Annotated in this window: 27 protein-coding genes; 14 read left to right on the top strand and 13 right to left on the bottom strand. The window is 66.5% G+C overall.

Going from position 1 to position 24,042, the window contains the following annotated elements; translation table 11 throughout:
• Positions 1 to 90 precede the first annotated feature (90 nt).
• From EKH81_RS02590 to EKH81_RS02565, 6 genes are all read left to right on the top strand, one after another.
• Positions 91 to 999 carry an ATP-dependent ribose-1-phosphate kinase gene (locus EKH81_RS02590; RefSeq protein WP_132057899.1) on the top strand — a complete coding sequence of 303 codons (909 nt, stop codon included), beginning with the start codon at positions 91 to 93 and terminating at the stop codon, positions 997 to 999.
• A gap of 171 nt (positions 1,000 to 1,170) precedes the next feature.
• A complete protein-coding gene (locus EKH81_RS02585; RefSeq protein ID WP_132057900.1) occupies positions 1,171 to 1,437 on the top strand; it encodes a hypothetical protein in 267 nt (88 codons plus the stop codon).
• A 228-nt stretch (positions 1,438 to 1,665) separates the two neighbouring features.
• A complete protein-coding gene (locus EKH81_RS02580) occupies positions 1,666 to 2,397 on the top strand; it encodes a guanosine phosphorylase (RefSeq protein ID WP_132057901.1) in 732 nt (243 codons plus the stop codon).
• A gap of 74 nt (positions 2,398 to 2,471) precedes the next feature.
• The gene (locus EKH81_RS02575; protein ID WP_132057902.1) at positions 2,472 to 3,113 is read left to right on the top strand and encodes a helix-turn-helix domain-containing protein; all 642 of its coding nucleotides are present in this window, start codon (positions 2,472 to 2,474) and stop codon (positions 3,111 to 3,113) included.
• An 89-nt stretch (positions 3,114 to 3,202) separates the two neighbouring features.
• Positions 3,203 to 3,535 carry a DdfA family disk-determining factor gene (locus EKH81_RS02570; RefSeq protein WP_162224349.1) on the top strand — a complete coding sequence of 111 codons (333 nt, stop codon included), beginning with the start codon at positions 3,203 to 3,205 and terminating at the stop codon, positions 3,533 to 3,535.
• Positions 3,522 to 3,818 carry a hypothetical protein gene (locus EKH81_RS02565; protein WP_162224348.1) on the top strand — a complete coding sequence of 99 codons (297 nt, stop codon included), beginning with the start codon at positions 3,522 to 3,524 and terminating at the stop codon, positions 3,816 to 3,818. The genes EKH81_RS02570 and EKH81_RS02565 overlap by 14 nt, the downstream gene beginning before the upstream one ends.
• Before the next feature lie 202 nt (positions 3,819 to 4,020).
• On the opposite strand, the gene EKH81_RS02560 is transcribed toward EKH81_RS02565, so the two are convergent.
• Together EKH81_RS02560 and EKH81_RS02555 are read right to left on the bottom strand one after the other, a co-directional pair.
• A complete protein-coding gene (locus tag EKH81_RS02560) occupies positions 4,021 to 4,374 on the bottom strand; it encodes a hypothetical protein (RefSeq protein WP_132057904.1) in 354 nt (117 codons plus the stop codon).
• Positions 4,375 to 4,438: 64 nt separating this feature from the next.
• The gene (locus tag EKH81_RS02555) at positions 4,439 to 5,623 is read right to left on the bottom strand and encodes an NAD-binding protein (protein WP_132057905.1); all 1,185 of its coding nucleotides are present in this window, start codon (positions 5,621 to 5,623) and stop codon (positions 4,439 to 4,441) included.
• Between the two features lie 92 nt (positions 5,624 to 5,715).
• Between EKH81_RS02555 and EKH81_RS02550 the strand changes: the two genes are divergently transcribed.
• From EKH81_RS02550 to EKH81_RS02540, 3 genes are all read left to right on the top strand, one after another.
• Positions 5,716 to 7,017: a DUF8167 domain-containing protein gene (locus EKH81_RS02550; RefSeq protein ID WP_132057906.1), complete on the top strand. Its 1,302-nt coding sequence runs from the start codon at positions 5,716 to 5,718 to the stop codon at positions 7,015 to 7,017.
• Complete coding sequence (locus EKH81_RS02545) at positions 7,014 to 8,174, top strand: cation:proton antiporter regulatory subunit (RefSeq protein ID WP_132057907.1); 1,161 nt, start codon at positions 7,014 to 7,016, stop codon at positions 8,172 to 8,174. The genes EKH81_RS02550 and EKH81_RS02545 overlap by 4 nt, the downstream gene beginning before the upstream one ends.
• 101 nt (positions 8,175 to 8,275) lie before the next feature.
• On the top strand, positions 8,276 to 8,548 hold the full coding sequence (locus EKH81_RS02540; protein WP_132057908.1) for a ubiquitin-like small modifier protein 1: 273 nt from the start codon (positions 8,276 to 8,278) through the stop codon (positions 8,546 to 8,548).
• A gap of 27 nt (positions 8,549 to 8,575) precedes the next feature.
• On the opposite strand, the gene EKH81_RS02535 is transcribed toward EKH81_RS02540, so the two are convergent.
• Positions 8,576 to 9,574: a GNAT family N-acetyltransferase gene (locus EKH81_RS02535; RefSeq protein ID WP_132057909.1), complete on the bottom strand. Its 999-nt coding sequence runs from the start codon at positions 9,572 to 9,574 to the stop codon at positions 8,576 to 8,578.
• A gap of 4 nt (positions 9,575 to 9,578) precedes the next feature.
• Entirely contained in the window at positions 9,579 to 10,820 is a 1,242-nt protein-coding gene (gatD, locus tag EKH81_RS02530; RefSeq protein ID WP_132057910.1) for a Glu-tRNA(Gln) amidotransferase subunit GatD, read from the bottom strand.
• A 331-nt stretch (positions 10,821 to 11,151) separates the two neighbouring features.
• Here gatD and EKH81_RS02525 point away from each other — a divergent pair, with 331 nt between their 5' ends.
• Complete coding sequence (locus EKH81_RS02525; RefSeq protein ID WP_132057911.1) at positions 11,152 to 11,670, top strand: hypothetical protein; 519 nt, start codon at positions 11,152 to 11,154, stop codon at positions 11,668 to 11,670.
• A gap of 29 nt (positions 11,671 to 11,699) precedes the next feature.
• On the opposite strand, the gene EKH81_RS02520 is transcribed toward EKH81_RS02525, so the two are convergent.
• The 3 genes from EKH81_RS02520 to EKH81_RS02510 form a co-directional block, all read right to left on the bottom strand.
• Positions 11,700 to 12,503 (bottom strand): metalloregulator ArsR/SmtB family transcription factor, encoded by an 804-nt coding sequence (locus EKH81_RS02520; protein WP_132057912.1) that lies wholly within the window; start codon positions 12,501 to 12,503, stop codon positions 11,700 to 11,702.
• Positions 12,504 to 12,595: 92 nt separating this feature from the next.
• Positions 12,596 to 13,546, bottom strand: a complete 951-nt coding sequence (locus EKH81_RS02515; protein WP_132057913.1) for a DUF7096 domain-containing protein — start codon at positions 13,544 to 13,546, stop codon at positions 12,596 to 12,598.
• Positions 13,547 to 13,661: 115 nt separating this feature from the next.
• Positions 13,662 to 14,324, bottom strand: a complete 663-nt coding sequence (locus EKH81_RS02510) for a DUF1405 domain-containing protein (RefSeq protein ID WP_132057914.1) — start codon at positions 14,322 to 14,324, stop codon at positions 13,662 to 13,664.
• 300 nt (positions 14,325 to 14,624) lie between these two features.
• On the opposite strand from EKH81_RS02510, the gene EKH81_RS02505 reads away from it, so the two are divergent.
• Positions 14,625 to 14,987 carry a DUF5802 family protein gene (locus EKH81_RS02505; protein WP_132057915.1) on the top strand — a complete coding sequence of 121 codons (363 nt, stop codon included), beginning with the start codon at positions 14,625 to 14,627 and terminating at the stop codon, positions 14,985 to 14,987.
• Positions 14,988 to 15,017: 30 nt separating this feature from the next.
• Here EKH81_RS02505 and carB read toward each other — a convergent pair whose 3' ends face one another.
• From carB to EKH81_RS02490, 3 genes are all read right to left on the bottom strand, one after another.
• Positions 15,018 to 18,215, bottom strand: a complete 3,198-nt coding sequence (gene carB / locus EKH81_RS02500; protein ID WP_132057916.1) for a carbamoyl-phosphate synthase large subunit — start codon at positions 18,213 to 18,215, stop codon at positions 15,018 to 15,020.
• Between the two features lie 432 nt (positions 18,216 to 18,647).
• Positions 18,648 to 19,058 carry a type II toxin-antitoxin system VapC family toxin gene (locus EKH81_RS02495; protein ID WP_132057917.1) on the bottom strand — a complete coding sequence of 137 codons (411 nt, stop codon included), beginning with the start codon at positions 19,056 to 19,058 and terminating at the stop codon, positions 18,648 to 18,650.
• Complete coding sequence (locus EKH81_RS02490) at positions 19,039 to 19,317, bottom strand: antitoxin VapB family protein (RefSeq protein WP_132057918.1); 279 nt, start codon at positions 19,315 to 19,317, stop codon at positions 19,039 to 19,041. The genes EKH81_RS02495 and EKH81_RS02490 overlap by 20 nt, the downstream gene beginning before the upstream one ends.
• Positions 19,318 to 19,423: 106 nt before the next feature.
• Between EKH81_RS02490 and EKH81_RS02485 the strand changes: the two genes are divergently transcribed.
• A complete protein-coding gene (locus EKH81_RS02485; protein ID WP_132057919.1) occupies positions 19,424 to 20,011 on the top strand; it encodes an NUDIX hydrolase in 588 nt (195 codons plus the stop codon).
• Positions 20,012 to 20,032: 21 nt separating this feature from the next.
• Here the strand turns inward: EKH81_RS02485 and EKH81_RS02480 are convergent, their stop codons facing one another.
• From EKH81_RS02480 to EKH81_RS02470, 3 genes are all read right to left on the bottom strand, one after another.
• Positions 20,033 to 20,662, bottom strand: coding sequence for a MogA/MoaB family molybdenum cofactor biosynthesis protein (locus EKH81_RS02480; protein ID WP_132057920.1), 630 nt, complete (start codon positions 20,660 to 20,662; stop codon positions 20,033 to 20,035).
• Between the two features lie 189 nt (positions 20,663 to 20,851).
• Positions 20,852 to 21,169 (bottom strand): cupin domain-containing protein, encoded by a 318-nt coding sequence (locus EKH81_RS02475; protein ID WP_132057921.1) that lies wholly within the window; start codon positions 21,167 to 21,169, stop codon positions 20,852 to 20,854.
• A gap of 352 nt (positions 21,170 to 21,521) precedes the next feature.
• Entirely contained in the window at positions 21,522 to 21,734 is a 213-nt protein-coding gene (locus tag EKH81_RS02470; protein ID WP_132057922.1) for a DUF8142 family protein, read from the bottom strand.
• A gap of 116 nt (positions 21,735 to 21,850) precedes the next feature.
• On the opposite strand from EKH81_RS02470, the gene EKH81_RS02465 reads away from it, so the two are divergent.
• Positions 21,851 to 22,534, top strand: coding sequence for an MBL fold metallo-hydrolase (locus EKH81_RS02465; protein ID WP_132057923.1), 684 nt, complete (start codon positions 21,851 to 21,853; stop codon positions 22,532 to 22,534).
• Between the two features lie 87 nt (positions 22,535 to 22,621).
• Complete coding sequence (cofH, locus tag EKH81_RS02460) at positions 22,622 to 24,007, top strand: 7,8-didemethyl-8-hydroxy-5-deazariboflavin synthase subunit CofH (protein WP_132057924.1); 1,386 nt, start codon at positions 22,622 to 22,624, stop codon at positions 24,005 to 24,007.
• Positions 24,008 to 24,042 lie beyond the last annotated feature (35 nt).

The following is a 24,042-nucleotide window of genomic DNA, read 5'->3' as shown; positions in this document are numbered from 1 at the left end:
CTGTCCCGCGAAGGTGACCCAAGCGTTTTGACGAGCGGGTGCATACCGTGGCGGTATGTCGCTCTCCGAACGCCCCCATCGCCGCGAGTCATGGTCGAGGTAGTCACCGCCGGGCACGTCAACTGGGACGTGACCCTCCGGGTGGATGCGCTTCCTGTCCCGGACGGGGAAGCACGCATCGACTCCCAGCGCCGGTCCGGCGGCGGGAGCGCCGCCAACGTCGCAGTCGCGCTCTCGGGAATGGAGTTCGAGACGGGGCTGGTCGGGAGCGTCGGCGACGACGACACCGGTCTGCTCGCCCGTCGGGAACTCCGGGACGCGGGCGTGGACTGCACCCACCTGCTCGAAGTCGAGGACGCCGAAACCACCACGAAGTACCTCATCGTGGACGAGGGCGGCGAGGTGATGGTCCTCGGCAACGAGGGCGCGAACGAGGCGGTCGCGCCAGCAGACGTGACTCCCGAGTACGTCGAGGGTGCACGCCACCTCCACCTCACCAGCCAGCGGCCCGACACGGCGGCCGAACTCGCCCGGGTCGCGACCGAGGCGGGCGTGACCGTGAGCTTCGACCCGGGCCGCCGACTCGCCGACCGCGACTTCGCGGCCGCGCTGGCCCACTCCGATGTGGTGTTTCTCAACGACCGCGAGGCCCGGACGATTCTGGACGACGACCTCGAAGCGCCCGCCTCGGAACTCCACGGTCGCGTGGTCGTCATCAAGCACGGCGAGGACGGGGCGCGCGTCGATACCCCCGACGGGTCGTACAGCCACCCCGGTTTCGACGCCGAAGCCGTGGATACGACGGGCGCTGGTGACGCCTTCGCCGCCGGATTTCTGGCGGTGCTCGTGCGCGGGGACAACCCGGTCGGCCCCGACGCCGACTACGAGCGCGCGCTGGAGTTCGCGAACGCGTGTGGAGCCTTGGCGGCGATGGAGGACGGTGCGCGGACCGCGCCGACGTGGGAGGACGTGCAGGCGTTTCTCGACGGGCAGTTCTAGGGGTCAGCGTTCGAGCAGGACTTCTCGATACCCGGGCCGTTCAATTCTCCCGTCAGTTCCCTACTGACGAGCGCGAACGATTGGGATAGTGGGACTCCAGTCGGCGTTTATTTCATTTTCAACAAAGATTCTATTGGAATTCTTATTACTCACCGATTCATCGAACTCCTTATGGGCCGGACCAATGGCGACAGTGGTTTCTGGAAAGTAGCAGTCATAACTGTTACCGTAGCCACGTTTCTGGTCGGAGCCTGGATGATTCTCTGGAATAATCTGGTCACGGCAACCGGCTTGTTCGTAATCACCACCTTTGGCGTGTTGAGGCTTTACTCACGTGATTTTCGGCTCTGGATGGACGACAATCGGTACAAGGTGCTGGTAATTCTCCTGATTGATTACCTTATCGCATTGGCTGGCGTTGCTCCTTTGGGGTGGTGATTTCGATTAAGAGTTACAAGACGCGGTCATCACTGCGTTTCATCAGTGGCTCCGGTGTCGCTTCTCGCACTACAAGCGCTACCTCGATTCACTCGGTAGTTCGGTGAGGCGGTCGAATTCGGGCAGAGACCACCACGAATTCCAATCGCCTCATCCCTCACCCTTGTCCGAACAGTCGCCCACAGCGAACCCCTACGCTTTTTCTCCCTCTCGCGAGAATCGACCGGTATGGCGAAACAGCCCCACCTTCTCGTCGAGCAGGGCGACGTGAACGACATCGCGCTCATCCCCGGCGACCCCGGTCGCGTGGACCGCATCGCGGGCCTGTGCGACGACTCCGAAGTCGTCGCGCAGAACCGCGAGTACAAGGTCGTCAACGCCGAGTACGAGGGCACGCCCCTCACCATCTGCTCGACCGGAATCGGCTGCCCGTCGGCCGCAATCGCAATCGAAGAACTCCACGCGGTCGGCGTCGAGACCGTGATTCGGGTCGGGACGACCGGCGCGCTCCAGTCCGACATCGAAATCGGCGACATGATAGTCGCGACCGGCGCGGCGAAAAACGAGGGCACGAGCAGGCGCTACGAGGCCGTCGAGTACCCCGCTGTCCCCGACTACGGCGTCCTCTCGGCGCTGGTGGACTCCGCGAAAGCCAACGACGAAGACGTTCACGTCGGCGCGATTGCGAGCGACGACGCCTTCTACGCCGAGACCGACGAGTACGTCGCCGACTGGGAGGCCGCCAACATTCTCTCGGTCGAGATGGAGGCCGCCGCGGTGTTCTCGCTCGCGCGCCGGAAGGGCATGCGCGCGGGAGCCATCTGTACCGTGGACGGCAACCTCGTGGCAGGGACCCAGAAGGGCGAGACCGAAGACGACGAACTCCCCGAGAAGGCGAAGAACAACGTCGAGCGCGCGATTCTAATCACGCTCGACGCCGTGGTGGACCTCGCGGCGTAGTCGGTCGTTCGCGACACGACCGTCGTTGACTGATAAGGCACGGCCATTATTTCCGTCCCGTGCTGTAAGTGCACATGGCTACGATAGCCGAGTTTTCCATCCCGGCCGACGACTTCCCGCTGGGCCACATCTTCGAGAGTCTGCCGGACGTGACTATCGAAATCGAGCGCGTCGTCCCCACGGAAGACGCGATTCTGCCGTACTTCTGGGTCCGAAACGTTTCGGTCGAGCGCGTACGGGAGACGCTCGAAGCGCGGGGGGCGCTCCAGTCGTTCGCCGTCGTGGACGACCTCGGCACGCAAGGGCTGTTTCGCGCCAACTGGGACGCGAACGTCGAGGGCGTCCTCACCGGTATCGTGGACGCGGAACTCACGTTGCTGTCGGCGACCGGCACGCAGGAGGAGTGGATTTTCGAGTTCCGCGCGGAGGACACCGACCGAATCGCGGCGTTCCAACAGTACTGCACGACCCACGACATCGACATCGAGTTGAGTCGCCTCCACGCAGTCGGGGGCCGAAACGGCACAAATCAGTACAGTCTCACGCCCGAACAGCGAGAAGCCCTGCTTCTCGCGTACAACGAGGGATACTACGAGACGCCCCCGCAGACGAACCTCGCGGAGTTGGCCGAGAAACTCGGTATCGCGCGACAGTCGTTCACCGACAGGCTTCGCCGAGGGTACAAAAATCTCCTCGGAGACACGCTGGCTCACTGATAGACATCCTCCCCCTTTTGAAAGGCCTGCATGCGCCGTCTCGGGACTCAACCGACTCAGAACCGTACGGTACGGTGGAGATAGTTCGAATGACTCATTCAAATTCAGCAGAGATTACAGCATCAAAAGGTGGCGGCGAAGGGATACAAAAAGACGGGGAGACGACGTACCGCATAGAGGAGGGTGAAACGGTTACGGAGGCCGTCGTCCGGGCCGTGAGTCCGGGGGCGAAGTCCGGCCGAGCGGAGTTGAAACCGCTCTACTCGGTCATCGACACCGACGCGCTGAACGCGCTGTTCGCCCCGCTCGAAAACGGCGTCTCGCGCCGGACGAGCGGCACCGTCGAATTCGATTACGGCGGCAAGCACGTTCGGGTCGTGAGCGATGGCAGCGTCGAAGTCGAACGGGGTGGCACGAGATAGCGTGTTTCAGCTCGATTGTGAGTTCTGTGACTCGAAAGTCGAGGCCGAGGCAGTCGCCAGGGCGAAAACGCGAGCGAGCGACCACCTGCAGCAGAACCATCACGACGGCGTGGTCGCCGAACTGGGCGACAGATACGACGAGATAGCCTGCGAGTCCGGGTGCGGGTACACATTTCCGGTCGGTGTCGAGGACGTAACAGGGATGAACTGTCCGAAATGCGGTCACGACAACGCCGAGTCGCTGCTAGAGCGGTACGTGTACTGGCAAATCGCCGAAAAGTGATTCGAACCGCGACGGCTTCCCGATGCGTCGGTCGGTCAGCGGTAGCGGCCGCGAGAAGGGACTCGAAGCGCTCGATTCGTATCTGCAAACCAAGAACATCTCGGTGAGTATCGACGAGCGGTAGGCGATTGGTCGCGAATCCGCAATCTTCGCGGCACGTTCGAGCGATTCAGCCACCGAAAATTCGCTCGCCGAACCGAAGTCAGGAGGCGAACGGTTCACAGGCGGCGACGCCGACTACCAGACAGACCAACACGCCGCCGTACAGCAACAGGTGTACCGGACTGTCGGGGACCAGAATCGATTCGATGAGAACCATTCCGACGAGGTAGGCGACCAGCCCCCCGCCCGCGAAGTTGCGCGGCGAAATCGACGCGAACAGACACACGACGACGCCGACACCGACGCAGACGCCCGCGACGAGCAGGAGCGTGACCGGCACGCCAACCACGTCGGAAACCGCGGTCCAGTACACGCGTCGGGGAGGCCAAATCAGATAGCCCACGACGAACGCGAGGATTCCGCTGAGGAGGATTTCCGGCACATCCCTCGACATATCGGAGAGTCTGTGACGGCAGTCAAATAAACTTCGGGCGACGGCCGTCGCCCCGAAATCTCGTTCAGTCGCTCCCCGGCTTTTCAGGCGACCCCGACGACTTCCCAGTGAGTCGGTCGGCGATGCTCTCCATCTCGTCGCTCCCGAGCGCCGACCGCACGAGCAGGTGGCCGCCGATGGTCGCCGGACTGATGACGGTGTCGGCTCCCGCCCGCTTGAGTTTGTCCACGTTCTCGCGGTCGGTCGCGGCCGCCACGATGCGAATTTCGGGATTGAGTTGGCGCGCGGTCAGCACCGCGAGCGCGTCCTCGGCGTCGTTGTTAGTGGCCGTGAGGACCGCCCTCGCGCGCTCGATGCCGACCCGTTCGAGCGTCTCCTCGTCGCTCGGGTCGGCGGTCAGGACGTTCATTCCGCGGTCGGTCAACTCCGCGGCGCGCGCCGAGTCGTTCGTGACGACGACGAACGGCGTGCGGTCGCGGAGTTCCGACAGAATCGGTTCGGTCAGGTCGCCGTGCCCGAGAACGATGACGTGGTTTTCGAGGAGTTCGAGTTGTGTTTCGGTCATTTTTCCGAGTGCGGAGGCGAGGCGGGCTTCGATTGCGGGGCCGAGCAGCGACGCGAGCGCGATGGCGAACGAGGCCGTGCCGACCACGACCACCGACAGCGCGAACACTCGGGCGGTCTGAGTGGCCGGGGTGGCATCGCCGTAGCCAACGGTGCTCGCGGTAACGAGCGTGAAGTAGAACGCGTCGAGCGGCGTATCGACCCCGTTGAACTGGTCGGCGAGCGCGTAGGTTCCCATGGTGCCGTAGACGAGGACGCCGACGAGCGCGGTGACCGCCGCGAGCTGTGCGGTCGAGAGTTGGACTTCGCGGTCGAAGTGGCGGCGGCCGAGCGCGACGACCGGGAACGCCACGGCCGAGACGACGACCAGCGGCACCGAGTAGGGACTGGACTGGACCACGCCCTGCACCGCGGTCAGCGGGAGGAGAAGCGCGGTCGAGTACCACGCGGCTCGGAGGTGTCGGCGCATGCCGAACGCGCTGGCGAGCATCAGAAAGCCCGTGAGCGTGCCGGTGAATCCCGCGGTCTCCTGTGCCCACACCGGAATCGTGTCGCCGAACAGGTCGGTCCCGGCCGCGAGACCGATGCTGGAGATGCCGGTCGCTATCGAGAGCACCGCCACCGCGAACGTGAGCGTGATGGACGCTCGCACGCCCACCCAGTCCCGACGCGTGCCCGACTCCATACGTTGCTGTCCTCTCGGCGTGATAGATAAACTGTCGGTACTGTCTACAAACGTCGATACTGATTTACGGCGGGTGTGCATGCCAAAACCCAATGGATTCGCTTCCGGTTCAGGTCGCTCTCGGTCTCTATCTCGGCGCGTTGACCGCGGTCGTTCCCGCGCTCGTGGCGTGGTCGCTCGGGTTCACCTTCAAGTACTTCACCGGCGTCACGATTCCCGGCTTCGGTGTCCTCGTCCTCGGCGTCGCCATCGCGGGCGTGCAGGGCGGTCTGCTCGGCCTGCTCGACACCCAAATCATCAATTCGCCCATCGCGCTGGTCTCGGCGCTCGTCGTGATGATGGTGACGCTGTACGCCCACGCCCAGGGCGACAAGATGGGCGCGGAGTTCCCCCGGCGGTTCACCCTCCGAAAGCTCCGCGAGCGCGGCCTGTCGAGCGACGTGGTCGAACGGGTCGGCCAGTTCGGACAGGCGCGAATCAGGGTCCGGGGCGAGGTGGCCGACATCGAGGGCTACCCGCCGCTCCCCGACGACCTCCGGGCGACCATCCGCGAGGGCGAGTGGACGTTCCCCGACGACCTCCCCATCTCGGAACTCGAATCCCGACTCGAAGAGCGCCTTCGCACCGACCACGACCTCGCGGAAGCGACCGCGAGCATCGACGCCGACGGCCGGGCGACCGTGAGCGCCGCACCCCCAGTCGGCGCGCTCTCGCGTCGGATTCCGGCGGGCAAGCGCGCGGTCTCGACCGACGCGCTCGTCCCGACCGGTCTCGCCCGAAGCGACGAGGTCACGGTGGCGACCCCCGACGGCGACGTGACGGGGACCGTCGTGAGCGTGCGCTCCGACGGCGGAACGGCGGGCGGGCGGTCCGCGGGCGAGACGGCGGGCGGACCGCCCGCCGTCTCGCCCGCGAGCGGAGCGGTGAGTTCGAAAGACGCCGCGCCCGGAAGTGCTAGCTCCGGAAACCCCGACTCCAGAGACGCCGAGACCCGGCCGCCAACGGCGGCCGGGTCGTCGCCGCGCGCGACCGGCGGCGACGGCCGCGTGACCGTCGCGGTGCCGATACGGGCGGCCCGGACGCTCCTCGACGCGGATTCGGCGGCAGTCCGGGTCCACGCCCGCGGGACGCGCCGGGAGTTCGAACTCCTCTCGCTCCTCCGTCGCGACGGCAAGCGACTCCGACGAGTGAAGATTCGGGAAACCGGGTCGCTCGCGAGCGAGACCGACGAGGACGCCGCCCTAGCCGACCCGGAAATCGCAGTGCTCGCGGTTCGGCACGGCCGAACGTGGACGTTCGCACCGACAGACATCGGTGACCTCGCCGCGGGCGACGAACTCTACGTGGTCGGGAGTCCCGGTGCGCTCGACCGCTTCGAGGAGGTGGTCGCGTGAGCGCCCTCACCGCGGTCTCGGAGCTAGTGTCACCGGTCGGGCGCGCGGTCGGTCTGACTCTCCTCTCGGGCGCGGTCGCCACCGTCCTCGGCCTGCTCTACAAGTCCTACGCCCGCGAGCGGATGCCCGAGGGCCTCGCTGTCCTCGTGGGTCTCGGCACGGTCGGTCTGTGGCTCAACACCGCGACCGCGCTCCAGCAGTTCCTCGGGGGCGGCGAGGCGCTCCCCTCTCACGCGACCGCGGTCACGAACGTCGCGGCGTTCGTCTTCGGTGCCGTCGCGGGGGTCGCGGGCGCTCGCGTCGGCGACCGACTCGCGACCGACGCGGTCGCGCTCACGGGCGCGGCCGAACTCGACGGCGACGTGAGCAGACTCGTCCGAACCGTGGGTCGGTTCACCACGGTCGAGCTTCCGGGCGAAATCGACGATATGGAGGGGTACGAGCCGGTCGCACCCGAGACGAAGGAGTCGCTCGCAGGCAAGACGCTCCGATTCCCGCGTAGGCTCACGGTCGCCGAACTCCGCGACAGGCTCGCGACCCGACTCCGCGACGACTACGGCGTCGGCCACGTGGATGCCGACATCGGCGACGACGGCGCGGTCGAGTTCCTCGCGCTCGGCGGTCGGGTCGCCGGTATCGGTCCGACGCTCCCCTCGGGCACCGTCGCAGTCGCGGTCCGGGCCGACCCCGCGTTCAGCGCGGGAGCGGGCGACCTCGTCCAAGTCTGGACTCGTGAACCCGACCCCGAGCGGGTCGCCACCGCGGAACTCCGCGCGGCGGTCGGCGACGTGGCGACCCTCGCGGTCGGCGCGGACGACGCGACCAACCTCGACCCCGACGCGGAGTATCGGCTGGTAACGCTCCCGACCGAACCCCGCGCCGACCGGGAGTTCTCGGCGCAACTCCGGGCGGCCGACGAGACGGTCGGCGTGGTCGAAATCGCCGGGGGGAGCGCGCTCGACGGCGCGACGGCCGGCGGTCTCGACGTGAGCGTGGTCGCGGTCCGAACCGACGCGGGCGTCGAGACGCTCCCCGCCCCGGACCGCGTTTTCGCGCCGGGCGACACCCTTTACGTCATCGCCCGGCCCGACCGACTTCGAAAGGTCGAATCCGCGGCGACCGAGACCGCGGAATCGGCCGCCCCGGACGTCCGGTGAGTCGTCCGTCCGGACGCCCGATAAATCGACGGGAGCCACGACCGAACCCGTGTCCCGAACGCTTGGGCAACCCTCTTTGCGCTCCCATTCCCACACCGACTATGGAGTGGAAACTGTTCGCGGACCTCGCCGAGATAGCCGGGGGAAAGCAGGTCGAAGTGGACGCCGAACCGGGCGATACGGTCGGCGAGGCGCTGTCGGCGCTGGTCGCCGACCACCCCGACCTCGAAGACAGAGTCTACGACGACGGCGACCTGCGCGAGCACATCAACGTCCTCCGGAACGGCGAGAACGTCAGCGACAAGAGGGGACTCGACACCGAACTCGAAGCGGGCGACGAACTCGCGCTGTTCCCGCCCGTAAGCGGCGGGTGAGAATCGAACGGACGATACCGCGAAGAATTACTCGACCGTCAGGTCGGCGGCCAACACGAAGTCGGGGTCGTCGGAAACCTCGACCCGACAGAGCGCGGCGTCGCTGACCGCCCGGACCGTCTCGGGAATCGGAAGCCTGACGCGGTCGGCCCCGCGGTCGGCGGCGTGACGCGCGATTGCAGCGAACAGGGCGTCGGCGCTCGCGGCGTCCCGCCACGCGCCGACGCCGTACTCGACCCACGTTTCGGTCTCGCCGTCGCTTCCATCGTTTTCGCCGCCCTCGCGCTCGAACTCCCTGACCCGATGGGCGAACCCCGCGGTTCCGTCGGCCTGCACCACGAGCAAATCGCCCGCGTCGGCCGCGCGTTCGAGGTCCTCGCGGGTCAGATACGAGACCGCCCACGATTCGTCGTCGTCGAGCGCCAGCCCCCGGAAGTGGTCGCGGGCCGCGCTGTCGGTCCAGAACCGCCACGCCGCGTCGGGGTTCGAAGTGATTTCGAACTCGGCGGACGCGGCGCTCGCCGAGGCGAGCGCCGCGTCCGCGTTCGGTTCGACGTTCGAGCGGAGTTCAGCGTCCGGATTGGGTTCGGCGTCCGGGTCGGGGTCGGGGTGCGCCCACCGGAACTCGGTCACGGGGTCGTAGCCGGTCGCCCGCGACTGGCCGAGTCCGGGCGCGTTCCACGAGAACACCATGTTCCGGGCGACGGTCGCGCCCTGCTCGCGCGCCCAGTCGAACAGGTCATCGGTAATCACGGTGCTGACGCCCCGCCCACGGTAGTCCGGATTCACGCGGAGTCCCTGATTCCACGCCTCCCACGGAGAGAGCAGGACGGTTTGGGCGAGGCCCGCGACCACGCCATCGACTTCGGCGACGACGGTGTGCTTTTGCGGGTCGTCGTCCCCGAGCCAGTCGTGGTAGACCCGCGGGATGTAGTCGCCGCCGTCGCGGCCGGGCCACGTGTTCTGCGTGAACGCCGCGATGGCTTCGTAGTCGTCGTGGCGGGCCTCGCGAACGCGAATCGTCACGCTCTCACTCCCAGGGAACCGAGCGGTCGGTGATTTCGCCCGCGATAGGTTCGCGGACCGCCGTTGCGGGGTCGTCGCCGTTCGCGAGCGCCCACATCAGCTTCACCTTCGCGGTGCCGGGGAGCATGTCCTCGCCTTCGATGACGCCCGCGTCGAGCAGGTCCCGACCGGTGTCGTAGACGCGGTCGCAGACCCGGCCCTCGATGCACTGACTAGTCATGACGACCGTCGTGCCTGCGTCTACGAGTTCGGCGATGCGGTCGGCCCAATCCGAGTGGACGTGACCGAGACCCGTGCCTTCGAGGACGAGTCCGACCTTGCCTTCCGCAACATCGAGCGAGGACTCGTCCATGCCGGGTGTGAACTTCAGGAGTTCCACCTCGGATTCGAGGTCGGGCGCGATATCGAGGTCGGTCGCGCCGCGCTCGGCGTAGTCTCGGCGGAAGGAAACCTCGCCCGTCTCGTACTCGACTTCGCCGAGGGGTTCCGCGCCGACCGTCTCGAAGGCGTCCCGGCGCGAGGTGTGGTTCTTCCGGACGCGGGTCCCGCGATGGAGCGCACAATCGTCGTCGCTCTCTGTGGCGTGCATGCAGACCATGACCTCGGCGGCGTCGGCCTTGGCGGCCTCGACGGCGCACACCGCGTTCATCACGTTGTCCGAGGAGGGGCGGTCGGCCGACCGCTGGCTCCCGGTGAACACGATTGGGACGGGCGTGTCGAGCATAAAGGAGAGCGCGCTCGCGGTGAACTGCATCGTGTCGGTGCCGTGCATCACGACCACGCCGTCCGCGCCGTCCTCGATTTCCTCGGCGACGGCGTGGGCGAGGTCCTGCCACACGTCGGTCGTCATGTTCTCGCTGAGGATGTTTGCGACGACTCGCCCGCGGTAGTTCGCCCGGCCCGCGAGGTCGGGAACCGCGCGAAGCACGTCCTCGGCGTCGAACTGCGCGGTCACCGCGCCGGTCCGGTAGTCCACGGTCGAGGCGATGGTGCCGCCGGTCGAGATGAGCGAAATCGTCGGGAGGTCGGGGTCGAACTCCACCGCCGAGGAGTCGTCGGTTTCGCCGGTCTCGATGTCGTACACGTCGGTTTCGAGGACGTCAACGTCGGCGTCCTCGCGGTCGATACCGACGTTGTACCCGCCTTCGAGTTTGACGACGAGGTTCTCGGCCGTCGATGAGGGGAGCAGTACGCCCTCGTAGGTCTGGTCGGCCCGCTCGACGCGGACGCGGTCGCCGGGATTCATACCTCCGAGTACCGGCGCGCGCGACTTGAAACCATCTTTTCGGCGCGTGGACCAGACGTAGCGTCGTTCACGGAACGCAGGATGACAGAAGCAGTGAAAGTAGCTACTCCCGGTACCTATGAGACCGCACGGCACCGCGGGGGCTCCCCACTCGACTGCGGTCCTCGGTCGTTCGCTTTGCTGCCTCCGATTCTCATCCACCGGCGGAGAACCGTGTTTGCCGAGGTCCCGAATAAATCGGCACAGTTTCACCCCGGAATGAGCCGAAATCTCGAAGCCGATTTTTCTCCCCACGAAAAGACCCATTACCTCCGCGATTCCATACCCACGTATGACCCAGCGTTCCGACCAGCACTCCGGTGACTCGGTCGCGGACGAGTACGCCGACCTCCTCGACGACGACATCGCGACGTCGGACGCCGATACCGAATCGTCCTCGTCGCGGTCCGCCGAGTCCTCGTCGTTCGCCGGACGCCTCCAGAATCGCGCGACCAGCATCTTCTCGCCCAAGGTGTTCCTCTACGCCGTCCTCCTGCTCGGGGCCGGGATGTTCGCCGGAAACGCGTTCGTCCCGCTCCCGTTCCTCGACAGCCTCGCGGGACTCGTCGGCGTGTTCGTCAGCGCGTTCGTCCTCGGTCTCGCCGTCAAGCGCTCGACTCTGCTCGAATCCGCGGCCGCCGGAGCGGTCGCGGCCGGACTTATGACCGTCCTCGGCCACCTCGCGCTGAGTGCGTTCGGCGGGGCGGGCGTCCCGCTCGCGGTCGTCGGCGCGGGGTCGGGTCTGGTGGCTGGCGCGCTCGGCGCGCACTTCGGCGGCGACCTCCGGGACGGACTCACGCAGGACATCTGACTCTCGGTCTCTGATTACTTTCGGCCGCGCTACTCCGCGAGCGACCACTCGTCGCCGTCGCGTTCGGCGAATCCCCGGTCTTCGAGCGCGTCCAGACACTCCTCGACGACCGGGCGGGGTGCCTCGACCGCGCGGCTCACGTCCGCGGACGTACTCGCGCCGCCCGCGACCGCCGACAGCACCTCGGCGTGGAGTCGCGTCTCGCCGTCGGTGCCGGTGTCGAGTGCGTCGCTCAGTCGGTCCTGCACGTCAGCGATACGGCCGTGAACCCACCGCTGGGCGAGCGAGAGTTCGCTCTGGAGCTGCTGGAGTTCGTCGAGTTCGGACGCCAGACCGGTCGCGCGTCCGACGGCTTCGTCGTCGGACGCGCCGGTCTCGTCGGCGTCCGTCCGAGACGCGCGGTCCGCATCGGCGTCCCCGGTTCCGGTCTCGTCCGCGTCGGTCTCGCTCGCGTCGGCCTCTCCCCCTCCTTCGCTCGGTGGCGTTTCCGCCAAGTCCGCGAGCTGGACGTTGAGAGAGATGTGCCGACACCGACTCACGTCGAGGCTCTTGCTCGCGGGGTAGGCGCTCTTCATCCCGAACTCGTACGGCGAGACGCTCACTTCGAGTCGGAGGTTCCGCGAGATGCTGAAGTATTTTCGGCGCTGGTCGTCGGTCCGACTCTCGACGAGACCGGCGTCTTCGAGCTTTCGGAGGTGGTCGATGACCGCCTTGGGACTCACGCCGAGGTACTCGCTGATTTCGGTGACGTAACACGGTTTGCGCGCGAGCAGTCGGAGGATACGCCGACGGTTTTCGTTTCCGAGGATGTCGAGTAGTTCGGCGGAGTCCATTCCGGCGAAGAGTAGGAAACGAGCGCCCAAAAGGGTGTCTCTCGTCCGGTGGGTCGCGTCTCGCTCGCCGACCCACGCGGGGTCCGAACTCGCTACACGTCGTCGAACGCGCTCGACGCGACCGAGACGGAATCGGTGGCGTTCGCGTTCGAGTCGCTGGCTTCGCTGGAGTCGTTCGCCGCCGAGGGCGGGGTGGCGTTCGACGCGCTACTGGCGTCGGTCGGATTCTCGGAGTCGCCGTCCACCGGACGCTTCTCGGGCGGTCCACGCTCGCCAGAGGCGTTCGTATCTGTGGTGTTGGGCGGCTTCGCGGCGTTGGAACCGGTGGCGGCCGTGTCGTTGGCGCTTTCGTCGATTCCCGTCTCGTTCACGCCTTCCCCGACGCCGGTCGGGGGACCGCTTTCGTTGCCCTCGGCTCCGGCGCTTCCGGGCGGTCCGTTCCCGACGCCGGTCGTGTTCCGAGCGACCGCGGCGATTTCGGGACCGGACAGATTCCGAGTGTCGGCTTCGAGCGTCCGAATCTCGTCGGTGTTCATGCCAGCCTGTTTCGCCCGCGATTCGGTCGCGTTGATGGCCGACTGGAGCGCGTTGATTCGTCCCGTCAGTTGTCCGACCTGCGCTCTGTAGGCCGGTTTCGATATCTCGCCCGCCTCGCGCTCGGCGGCGAGTTCCTCCTTGCGCTCCTGAAGGTCGGTCAGGTCGCCGCGGAGTTTGTCGGTTCGGCGCTCGACGAGTCGCTCCTGACTCGAGCGGTTCGCGGTCGCGTTGAACGACGCCGACCACATGCCGGTCTCGACCGCGCCGCCGATTTCGGCGGCGCTCGACTGCATGAACGACGAGATGTTCGCACCGAACGAATCGTTCGTCTCGTTCTCCGTCGTTTCGTCCTGGGTCGCGTCGGTCTGGGCGGTCGAAGGCCGGAGGTCTTCCGACGCGAGCGCATCGTCGGCGCTCGCGTCTGTCATCGCACTCGTCGGCGCGGCGACCACCAGCGAGCCACAGATGACGAGCAACGTCAGGAGGACGGCTCGATGGGCACTCATCAGTTCGACGTATAGCGCCCCCGTTTAAAAAGGCAGACATTCGTTCGTTCCGTTCACGTCGGACGCTTACACGTCGAGAGCGCGTATTAGCGTTCAAAGCCCGATTAGCTCGCGCCTACTCGGTTTCAAGCCGGTTCTGACCCTCGGTTCGGGGGAGGCGGTCGAACGCGCGCGCCGCGGCCCCGACCGCGAGGACCGAGAGCGCGACGGTCGCAATCGGCAGGACGACGCCGGGTTCGTACCGCAGGGGCGGGTGGTAGCCGAGCAGGTAGTCGAGCGCGTCGTTGGCGAGGAGCGCGGCGAGCGCGGCCGCGAGCGCCCCGCGAGTCGTCGCGCCGTAGTGAGGGAGGAGATACGCCTCGACCACGAACCCGAGGTGCGTGAGGACGATGAACCAGTACGACCACAGCGCGTCCTCGCTCCACGGCGGCCCGAAGTACGACGAGAAGCCGAGGTTCAGCGAGACCGCGGTCCAGAGACCGTACTTTACGAGCCACGCGAACGCGAACGTGTGGAGGTACGCGAGCGCGCGGTTGCGCGGCGCGTCGGACACCCGATTGCCGAGATTCGGCAGGAGCGTGACGAGCGACAGCGTGACCAGAAACAGCGCGGCGGGCGAGTCGGCGTACAGCGGCCAGAGGTACGTCGGCACCTCGGGGAGTGTCTCGACGTAGAACAGCACCCCGACCAGCATCGCCAGTACGTTCACCGAGACGAGCCACGCGAGATTCGGCCCGTCTTCGAGAAACTGGCGCGCGTACCGGTCGGGAATCACCATACGTCCTCGCGGGCCGCGAGCGCCAAAGTTCTTATCGGTCGAAAGACGTGTGACGGGATGCGAGCGAAGACGGAGACGGAGCACAGAATGCGACGGGCCTCGGACCCCCGAAACGTCCCCGCCGGTCGCGCGAGCGCGACCGGCGGGGACGTTCGGTCCCCTCGGAGGGGAGCCGTCTCACCGAGAAACGTCCGCCCGAACGACGGGAGAGATTGCGAGTAGTTAAATAGTGTTTTTGCGCGACTATATAAACCTATCCGAAACGCTTATTCCTGGTCCTGATATACGTTAGCTTGTCCCATGTTCGAGGAGTTCTCCAGCGGCTACTACCTCGGTCGGTTGTACGTCGAACCGTCCGACGGCGAGCAGGCGGCCATGCGGCGCGACCACCACGAGCAAATCAACGAGCAGTTGTACGCGACCGGCGAGGGAATCGAGCGACTCGACAATCCACTCGTGATGAAAGTCGATAGCCACCACCTCGCGGTCCACGGCGAGGACGACGTTCCGGAGGGAACGCTGGCGCTCCCGAGAGACGTACTCGAAGACACCCGAATCAGGAATCCGCCCGCGCTCAAGGAAGTGCTGTTGGCGAAGGCCGACCGGGCGGCGCAGTTGCTCCGGATTCAGGGGACGCATCCGGGTATGGACGCCGGAGTCTGAATTTTTGCTCGAAAAGCGAAGGTCCGCCGCTTACCGGCCCCACTCGCGAGTCGTCTTCGGCCGGTCGCCGACGGGCAGCACGTCGAGGGGTTCGTCGCGCGCGTCGAGCGCCTCCAGCGCGGCCTGCGCGCTCGCCTCGGTCGAGAAGTAGGTCACTTCCTCCTCGACCGCAGTCTCCAGCACGTCGCGGTTCCGCGAGACGATGAGGTCGATGTCGCCGCTGAGAATCGCTTCCTTGGCGGCGTCGGCCTGCTCGGTCGGGTCGTCGCCGAACTCCTCGGGCGTGACGACCTCGAAGTAGTCGCCGAACTCGTCGATGCTGAAGTACTCGCCGAAGTCGTCGGTCAGGTCCACGAGGGCGGTGCCCGAGTCGGGGATGGGCTTGCCGGTCGCGTCCTGAGCCTTGTCGTAGGCCTTGCCGAAGGTGTCGGCGCTCCCCATCACCTCGCCCGTGGACTTCATCTCCGGGCCGAGGCGCGGGTCGCTTCCCGGCAGGCGGTCGAACGGGAGGACGACCTCCTTCACGCTAATCTGGTCGGGCACCTGCTCGGCCACGCCGAGGTCGGCGAGCGAGTCGCCCGCCATCACTTTTGCGGCGAGTTTCGCGATTGGGACGCCGGTCGCCTTCGAGACGAATGGGACCGTGCGCGACGAACGGGGGTTGGCTTCGAGGACGTACACTTCGCCGTCTTGGACGGCCAACTGGACGTTCAGCAGGCCCACGGTGTCGAGCGCGACCGCGATGTCCTCGACCACGCTCCGGACGCGCCCGAGCGTCTCCTCGGAGAGCGACCGGGTGGGAATCAGGCAGGCCGAGTCGCCCGAGTGGACACCGGCACTCTCGACGTGTTCCATGATTCCCCCAATCAGCACGTCGTCCCCATCGGCCACCGCGTCCACGTCGAGTTCGACCGCGTTGGCGAGGAACTGGTCCACGAGGATGGGCTTGTCGGGGCTGACCCGGACCGCCTCCTCGATGTACTCCTTGAGTTCGTCGTCGTCGTGGACGACTTCCATCGCGCGTCCGCCGAGGACGTAGGAGGGACGGACGAGGACCGGGTAGCCGATATCGTGAGCGAGGTCGAGCGCCTCCGATTCGCTGGTCGCGGAGCCGCCGACCGGCTGTGCGATGCCCAAATCGTCCATCAGGCGGTTGAAGCGGTCGCGGTCCTCCGCGAGGTCCATCGCGTCCACGGTCGTACCGAGAATCTCACAATCGAGGTCCCGGCGCTCGATTTCGTCTTCGAGCGGCCGTCCGATATCGACCGAGGTCTGGCCGCCGAACTGCACCATCACGCCGTCGGCGTCGGTGGTCTCGATGACGTCGGCGACCTCCTCGGCGGTGATGGGTTCGAAGAAGAGGCCGTCGGAGGTGTCGTAGTCCGTGCTGACGGTCTCGGGGTTGTTGTTGACGACGTGGGCGTCGATGCCCTGTTCGCGGAGCGCCTGAACCGCGTGGACCGAGCAGTAGTCGAACTCGACGCCCTGCCCGATGCGGATGGGACCGCCGCCGACCACGACCACGCTCTCGGCGTCGGTATCGACCTGCACCTCGTTCCGGCCGAGTCCGACGCCGGGACGGCGCGAGGAGTAGTAGTACGGCGTCGAGGCCGCGAACTCGCCCGCGCAGGTGTCCACCTGCTTGAAGTCGCGCTCGGGTGCAGCGGATTCGACAGCGCCGACATCCGCGCCAGCCTTGGCCGCGACCTCTTGATTCGTGAAGCCCGTTTCGGCGGCCTGCTCGAAGGTGCCCTCTTGGGCCGCGACCGAAGCGTCGGCCACGTTCTCGTAGCGCTCGACGTACCACTCCTCGATGCCGGTGAGTTCGACCACGTCGGCCACGGTGTACCCGCGCTCGAACGCCTCGAACATCGCGTACGGGCGGTCAGGCGTCGGCGATTCGAGGTAGTCGGCTTCGAGGGTCGCGTCGTCCACCTCGGGCCAGTCCACGTCGGGGTCGTACTCCGAGGAGCGCAGGGCTTTGAGGAGGCTTTCCTCGAACGTCCGGCCGATTGCCATCGCTTCGCCCGTCGATTTCATCGCGGTGCCGAGTTCGAAGTCCACGTCGGTGAACTTGTCCTTGGGCCAGCGCGGTACCTTCGTGACCACGTAGTCGATGGCGGGTTCGAACGCGGCGGTGGTCTCGCCCGTAATCTCGTTCTCGATTTCGTGGAGTCGTTTTCCGAGCGCGACCTTCGCGGTCACGCGGGCGATGGGGTACCCCGTCGCCTTCGAGGCGAGTGCCGAGGAGCGCGAGACGCGCGGATTCACTTCCACGACGCGGTACTCGCCGCCGGGGGTGCCGTCGTCGCGCCACGCGAACTGGATGTTACACCCGCCCTGAATCTTGAGGTCGCGGATGACTTCGAGGGCGGCGTCGCGCATCTCCTGGTGGCCCTCGTCGGGGATGACCTGCGAGGGCGTGACGACCGTGGACTCGCCGGTGTGGATGCCCATCGGGTCGATGTTCTCCATGTTGCAGATGATGATGCACGAGTCGCCCGCGTCGCGCATCACCTCGTATTCGAGTTCGACCCAGCCCGCGATGGACTCGGTGATGAGGACCTCGCTGTTGCGCGAGAGGCGCAGACCCTTCCGAACGCGGGCCACGAGTTCGTCCATCTCGTGGACGACGCCCGACCCCGACCCGCCGAGGGTGTAGGTGGTCCGGGCGATGACGGGGAGGCCGCCGACAGTCTCGACGGCGTCCTCGACGCGCTCGCGCAGAGCCTCCTCGTCGAAGTCGGTGACCGACTCGTCCTCGTCGAGCGCGATGGTGGTCGAGCGCGGCACCGGCTGATTCAGCTCCTCCATGCGCTGGCGGAACAGGTCGCGGTCCTCGGTGGCGTAGATGGTCTCCAGCGGCGTGCCCATGATGTCCACGTCGTACTCCTCCAAGACGCCCTCCTCGGAGAGTTCGGCGGTGACGTTCAGGCCGGTCTGGCCGCCGAGACCCGCGATGACGCCGTCGGGGCGCTCTTCCCGGATAATCTCGGCGATGGCCTCGGTGGTGATTGGCTCGATGTACACCTTGTCGGCCATCTCGGGGTCGGTCATGATGGTCGCGGGGTTGGAGTTGACCAGCACGACTCGCGCGCCCTCCTCCTGAAGCGCGCGGCAGGCCTGCGCGCCGGAGTAGTCGAACTCCGCGGCCTGTCCGATTTGGATGGGGCCACTTCCGATGAGCAGGATGGTCCGTCCGTCGCCAGTCGTGGTATCCTCGGTCATTCTGTTGATAGACCGAAGTTCGCTCATCGTAATAAATCCGACGATAGATTACGACTTCCGAAACGAAATTTCGAATTTCGAATTTGCGAGAGAGTGCCACGCAAGGTGGGCGAGCGGCGATTTGTGCGAATTTGGAGAAGCGACGGTTTCGACCATCTGGCCATCCACCCCGGCGCGCGCTGGCGCGGCCCGCAAGTGGCCGCGCTATCATTCGCGCGAGGGATGACGGAGCGACTGAAAGGAGCGACGGAATCGGTTGGGGAGGGTGTGGCCGTCGCGGTCGCGGTGCGGTTCTCAGAGGCGACGTGCGAGCAGGACGCTTCAATCGAAAAATCAGCGTTTCTGATACGGTGACAGAATGACGGGCGAACGAGACGCTTCAATCGAAAAAGGGTGGCGGGGAATCTCCAAAGCTCTCGGACACGCTCGCTCTTAGTACGTCTCGACAGAAACGCCATCGAACAGCTCAAAATCCTCGACGTTTCGCGTGACGACGGGCGCGCCCAACTCCGCCGCGACCGACGCGATGAGGAGGTCGCCAGCGAGCGCGTTCACCTTCTGCTGATTGATGTCGTCGTCTTCGCGCAGACTCGCTTCCAGCTCGCCAGCCGAGAAGGCGTGTTCGACGCCGAACGGCACGAGACGAACCCACTCGAACTTCGAACGTATCTCGCGCGGGTCGAACTGGCCCTGTAGCTTCCGTCCGACCGCAATCTCTTTGAGATTGATGGCGGTCGTGGCGAACTCGCAGGTGTCCTCGCGGGCTTCGAGGTACTCCGCCACGGCGTCTCGTCCCGCCCAGTAGTGGATGAGAAACGTCGTATCAAGCAGTTTCGTCGTCATCCGTCACCTCCGCCAGCGCTTCGAGCGCCTCCGCCTGTCGATTCGTCACTCCTTCAGCCGTCGCTTCGCGCGATTCGCGGACGACCGATTCGAGTTCGTCAGCCTCCCCATCCGAGAGCGTCCCGAATCCCTCTCGCCAGTCGGGCGTCGTCTCGTCCATCAGGCGGTCCATCACGTCCGTGAAGCTCTCGCCCTCCCGCTTTCGGGATTTCAGACGCTCGTACACGTCGTCCCGGAGGCCGATGGTCTTCGTCCCCATGGTTTGTGTTTGTGCGCACAAGCACAAAAGTATTCTTCCGCGGTCTCGCTCGTGCCACCGCGAACTATCGAAGACGGTTTTACCTATCCCCCGCAATTCGAGTCCAATGAGCGTAGACGACACGACGACGGACGCGAGCGCACCCGAGACCGACGAGCGCCACAAGAACGCCCGACAGAACGTCGTCGCGGTGGACGAAGACGACAACGAAGAGGGACTCGTCAACCGACTCGACGCCCACACGAACGGCGGCACCCGCCACCGGGCGTTCACCTCGCTGGTGTTCGACGGCGACGGCAACATCCTGCTGGCCCAGCGCGCGCCCGGCAAGCGCCTCTGGGGGACGTGGTGGGACGGCACCGTGGCCTCCCACCCCGTGCAAGGTCAGTCTCAGGAGGACGCCACCCGCCAGCGACTCGAAGAAGAACTCGGCGTCACGCCCGACCAGTACGACGACCTCCGGGTCACCGACCGCTTCGAATACAAGCGCTACTTCGAGAACGCGGGCGTCGAACACGAGGTCTGTGCCGTCCTCAAACTCACCCTCGACGACCGCTCGCTCGACCCCGACGAGGAGGAGGTCGCGGGCCTGATGTGGGTGCCCTACGAGCGACTCCACGAGCACCCCGAGTGGTACCGCCAACTCCGACTTTGTCCGTGGTTCGAAATCGCGATGCGCCGGGATTTCGAGTAAGACGCGCCACTTCCGACCGACTCACTCCCGACTCGCCAACCCCGCGAGGTGGCCCGCCTCCTCGACGATTATCTCCTCGGTTCCGAGTCGGGCGGCGTTCTCGCTCCCCGGCAGGCAGAAGACCGGGACGCCGTCGGCCACGCCCGCTGTCGCGCGCGTGCCGACGATTTTCGTTCCGATTTCCTCGAACGACAGCGACCGGAACAGTTCGCCGAACCCCGGCAGTTCCTTCTCGAACAGCGGCGAAATCGCCTCGACGGTCACGTCGTCGGGCGTGACGCCGGTCCCGCCGGTCGTGACGACGATGTCCACGTCGTCGCGCCGGACCAGCGCGTCGAGCGACCCCTGCACGCCGTCGCGGTCGTCGTTCACGAGGTCGCGGCTGACGACGGTGTGGCCCGCGTCTTCGAGGGCGGCCACGACCGCGTCGCCCGAGGGGTCGTCCGAGAGCGACCGCGACGAGGAGACGGTGACGACCGCCGCACCGAGCGATTCCACGTCGTGCGCGTGATGGTCGTCCTCGTCGTGAGAGTGGTCGCCCTCCCCGTGGTCGTGGCCCTCGTCGTGACCGTCCTCGGCGGGGGAATCGTCGTCGGGGGAGTCCTCGTCGTCGAATCCGCGGCTCGTATCGCGCGATTGGAAATCGACCATATTCGACCATTCGGCGGACGGCCCCTTAAAACACGGTCGCGAAGCGCCACCGCGCTCCGCGCCCGCCGCCCCGTTGTGACTCCGCGAAGGTTCGAAAAAGCGTTCCCGCCGGACTCGTCGGGCGACCGCGGCGCGTTCGCCCGACGATGGCCGAACCGAGTTCGGACTGCGACGAAAACTGGATTCGGGCTACGAGGGGAGCGGACAGAGGCTCGCGGTCAGCACCACGCGCTCGTCGGTGTCGTTTCGCGCGCCGTGGACCTCCCCGCGCTCGTGGAGGACCACGCCCGGAGCTTCGATTGCTTCCTCGTCGTCGCCCTGCACGACGGTCGCAGTGCCTTCGAGGACGTGAAAGACGTTCGTGGCGTTCGGGTGGTCGTGTGCGGAAAGCTCCGCGCCCGGACCGAGCGCGAACGCCTTCACGAGTACGTCGTCGGTCACGGCCAACTCCGCGTCGAGGACCTCGCCCTCGTCGGGGTCGAGGTCGGGGTACCGGTCGAGTCCCATGCCACTCCGAACGCGGGGCGGAGCCTTAAAGGTCGGCTCGAAGGAGGGCTGAAAGGGCGGCGGTGGTGCGAGCCGTGTGTGCCTCTGTGGCGGCCGGGTGTCGGCGGTGACGAGCGCGGTGGTCGGCTGTCGTGCTGGCGGAAACCGGACCGATGGGCGGGTCCGGCCCGGTCGGGTGTGCTCGTCGTCGCGCCGGGATGTGCGGTCGTCGTCGCGCGCCGCCGGAGCGGAGACGGCGCGAATCCGTCCGCGACCGCACTCGCTCGTACGGACGGATTCCACTTCAACCGAGGTGACCGTCCAGACCGTTTCGCGCCGTTCACCCCGAATAAACGGTCGTGAACGGTCCGAACTACTCGCGGTCGTCGATGAACCCGGTCGAGAACGCTATCCACGCCAGCGCGCTCACGAACAGAATCGGCGGCAGGATGGCGAAGCCCCAGAGGGGGTCGACCCCCCACAGGAGCAACAGGGCGAGGTCGGCGAGACCGAGCGCGAGGAAGGGTAGCACCGCGAGCGCGGCACGCTTGCGGTCGCGCGACTCCGACGGGAAGCGACTCTCCATACCCGAGGTCGGTTCCGCGCGGACAAAAATCGACCGTTCGACGCGTCGGCGGAGGGAGCGTAAGGCGATAGCCGTCTGGGGGGTAGGATTTTGGTTCGCGGTCTCGTACCGCGGTCATGGCGAGTACGACCGAACTTCGGGAGGGCGAACAGGCTGGCGTCTGGTGGTTCGACCTCGGACACGTGAACGCGTATCTGGTCGAGGACGGCGACGACGTGGTGCTCGTGGACGCCGGGACGCCGCGAGACGCCGACGCGATTGCGGCTGGCATCCGCGACGCCGGCTACGCCGTCGGCGACGTGACCCGAGTTTTGCTCACGCACTTCGACGTAGACCACGTGGGCGCGCTCGGAAAACTCGGATTCGACGCGCCCGTCTACGTCGGACGCGAAGACGCCGCCGTGCTGGCCGGGCAAGACCGCCCCGACTGGCGGAACCACAAGGGACTGTTACAGCGCGTGACGCTCCCGTTCGTGGTCGCGCCCGGCGTGCCGATTCGCCCCGTCTCGGACGGCGACGAAATCGGGGGGTTCACCGCGTACCACACGCCCGGACACTCGCCGGGCCACGTCGTCTACGTCGGCGACGATGTGGCGTTTCTCGGCGACCTCGTGCGCGAACGCGGCGGTCGGCTCGAACCCTCGCCGTGGCACCTGAGCGACGACACCACCGAAGTCAGGCGGAGCGTCCGGGCGTTCGCCGACCGCGCGCCCGACTTCGAGGTCGCCGCGATGGGTCACGGTACGCCCATCCTGCGAAACGGGGGCGACCGCCTCCGGGAGTTGGCCGACCGGGTCTGAGACCGCTGTCGCCGGACCTGCTATCGCTTTTCGTCCGCCTGCCGGAATCCCCTCGGTTTTTATCTCTCCCGCTCAACGTGACGGACGATGGAAGACGCGGCCCGGTCCAACGTCCCGCGCGGGCGCTTCGATTTCGAGTACGTCCCCGACACCGACCAGTCGTTCGAGTCGGCGATAGCCAAAGCGAGGGACGGCGACAGGCTCTCGGTCGCCGACGGCGTCGAACTCATGACGACCGGGACCGACCGCGAGGGAATCGACATCGCGCGCAAGGAGGCGGTCCTCGAAGCCGCCGACCGCCGCCGGGCCGAGGTGGTCGGCGACGACGTGACGTTCGTCGCCAACCTCAACAACAACGTCACCACCGCGTGCAACACCGGGTGTCTGTTCTGCAATTTCAAGGACACCGCGCAAGATTTTGAGGCGGACAGCAGCGAGGACCACGGCGGATTCACCAAGACGCCGGAGGAGTCGCGAGAAACCGTCACCGCGGCGCGCGAGATGGGTATCTACGAGGTCACGTCGGTCAGCGGCCTCCACCCCGCGCTGGCGCTCGACGACGAACACCTCGAAATGCTGGAGGCGAGCGACCGAGGCGATTTGAACTACAAATCTCCGAGCGCCTACGACACCGACCCCGGTACCTACGTCGAGCAGATGGAGGCGATGGACGTTGACGGCCTCCACCTCCACTCGATGACGCCCGAGGAGGCGTATCACGCCCGGAGGGGCACCGACTGGTCGTACGAGGAGGTGTACGGCCGTCTGAAGGACGCGGGCCTCGACAGCGTTCCGGGCACCGCGGCCGAGATTCTGGTGGACGAAGTCCGGGGGGTCATCTGCCCCGGCAAAATCCGGTCGGACGAGTGGGTCGAAGCGATGGAGGCCGCCGCCGCGGTCGGTCTCGACACGACCGCGACCATCATGTACGGCCACGTCGAGAACGAGGCCCACCGCGTGATGCACCTGAAGCGAATCCGCGACCTTCAGGACCGGACCGACAACATCACCGAGTTCGTTCCCCTATCCTTTGTCCACCGGAACACCCCGCTGTTCGACCGCGGGATGGTCGAGGGCGGCGCGACTACCCACGAGGACGAACTCATGATTGCCGTGTCGCGGCTCTTTCTCGACAATATCGACAACATCCAGTCGTCGTGGGTCAAGTACGGCGACGAGCAGGGCCTCAAGATGCTCTCGTGTGGCGCGAACGACTTCATGGGCACCATCCTGAGCGAGGAGATTACCAAGCGCGCGGGCGGGGAGTTCGGCGAGTTCCGGTCGTTCGCGGAGTACGTCGAGATGATAACCGCGGTCGGACGCACCCCGGTCGAACGCTCGACCGACTACCGAAAGAAACGGGAAATCGACCCCGACGACCCGCCGCTCGGCCCCGAACTCGGACCCGCCGCCGACGGGACGCCGCTCTTGCCCGACGAGCGAGCGAGTCCCGAGACGGTCGCAGACGACTGAGCCATGACGACTCACGCACACAGGACCCTCAGCCA

It is taken from the genome of Halorussus amylolyticus (genome assembly GCF_004143485.2).
Taxonomy (GTDB): domain Archaea; phylum Halobacteriota; class Halobacteria; order Halobacteriales; family Haladaptataceae; genus Halorussus; species Halorussus amylolyticus.
Note: the sequence above shows the minus strand (reverse complement) of the source record. Positions and strands in the feature narration are given on the sequence as shown.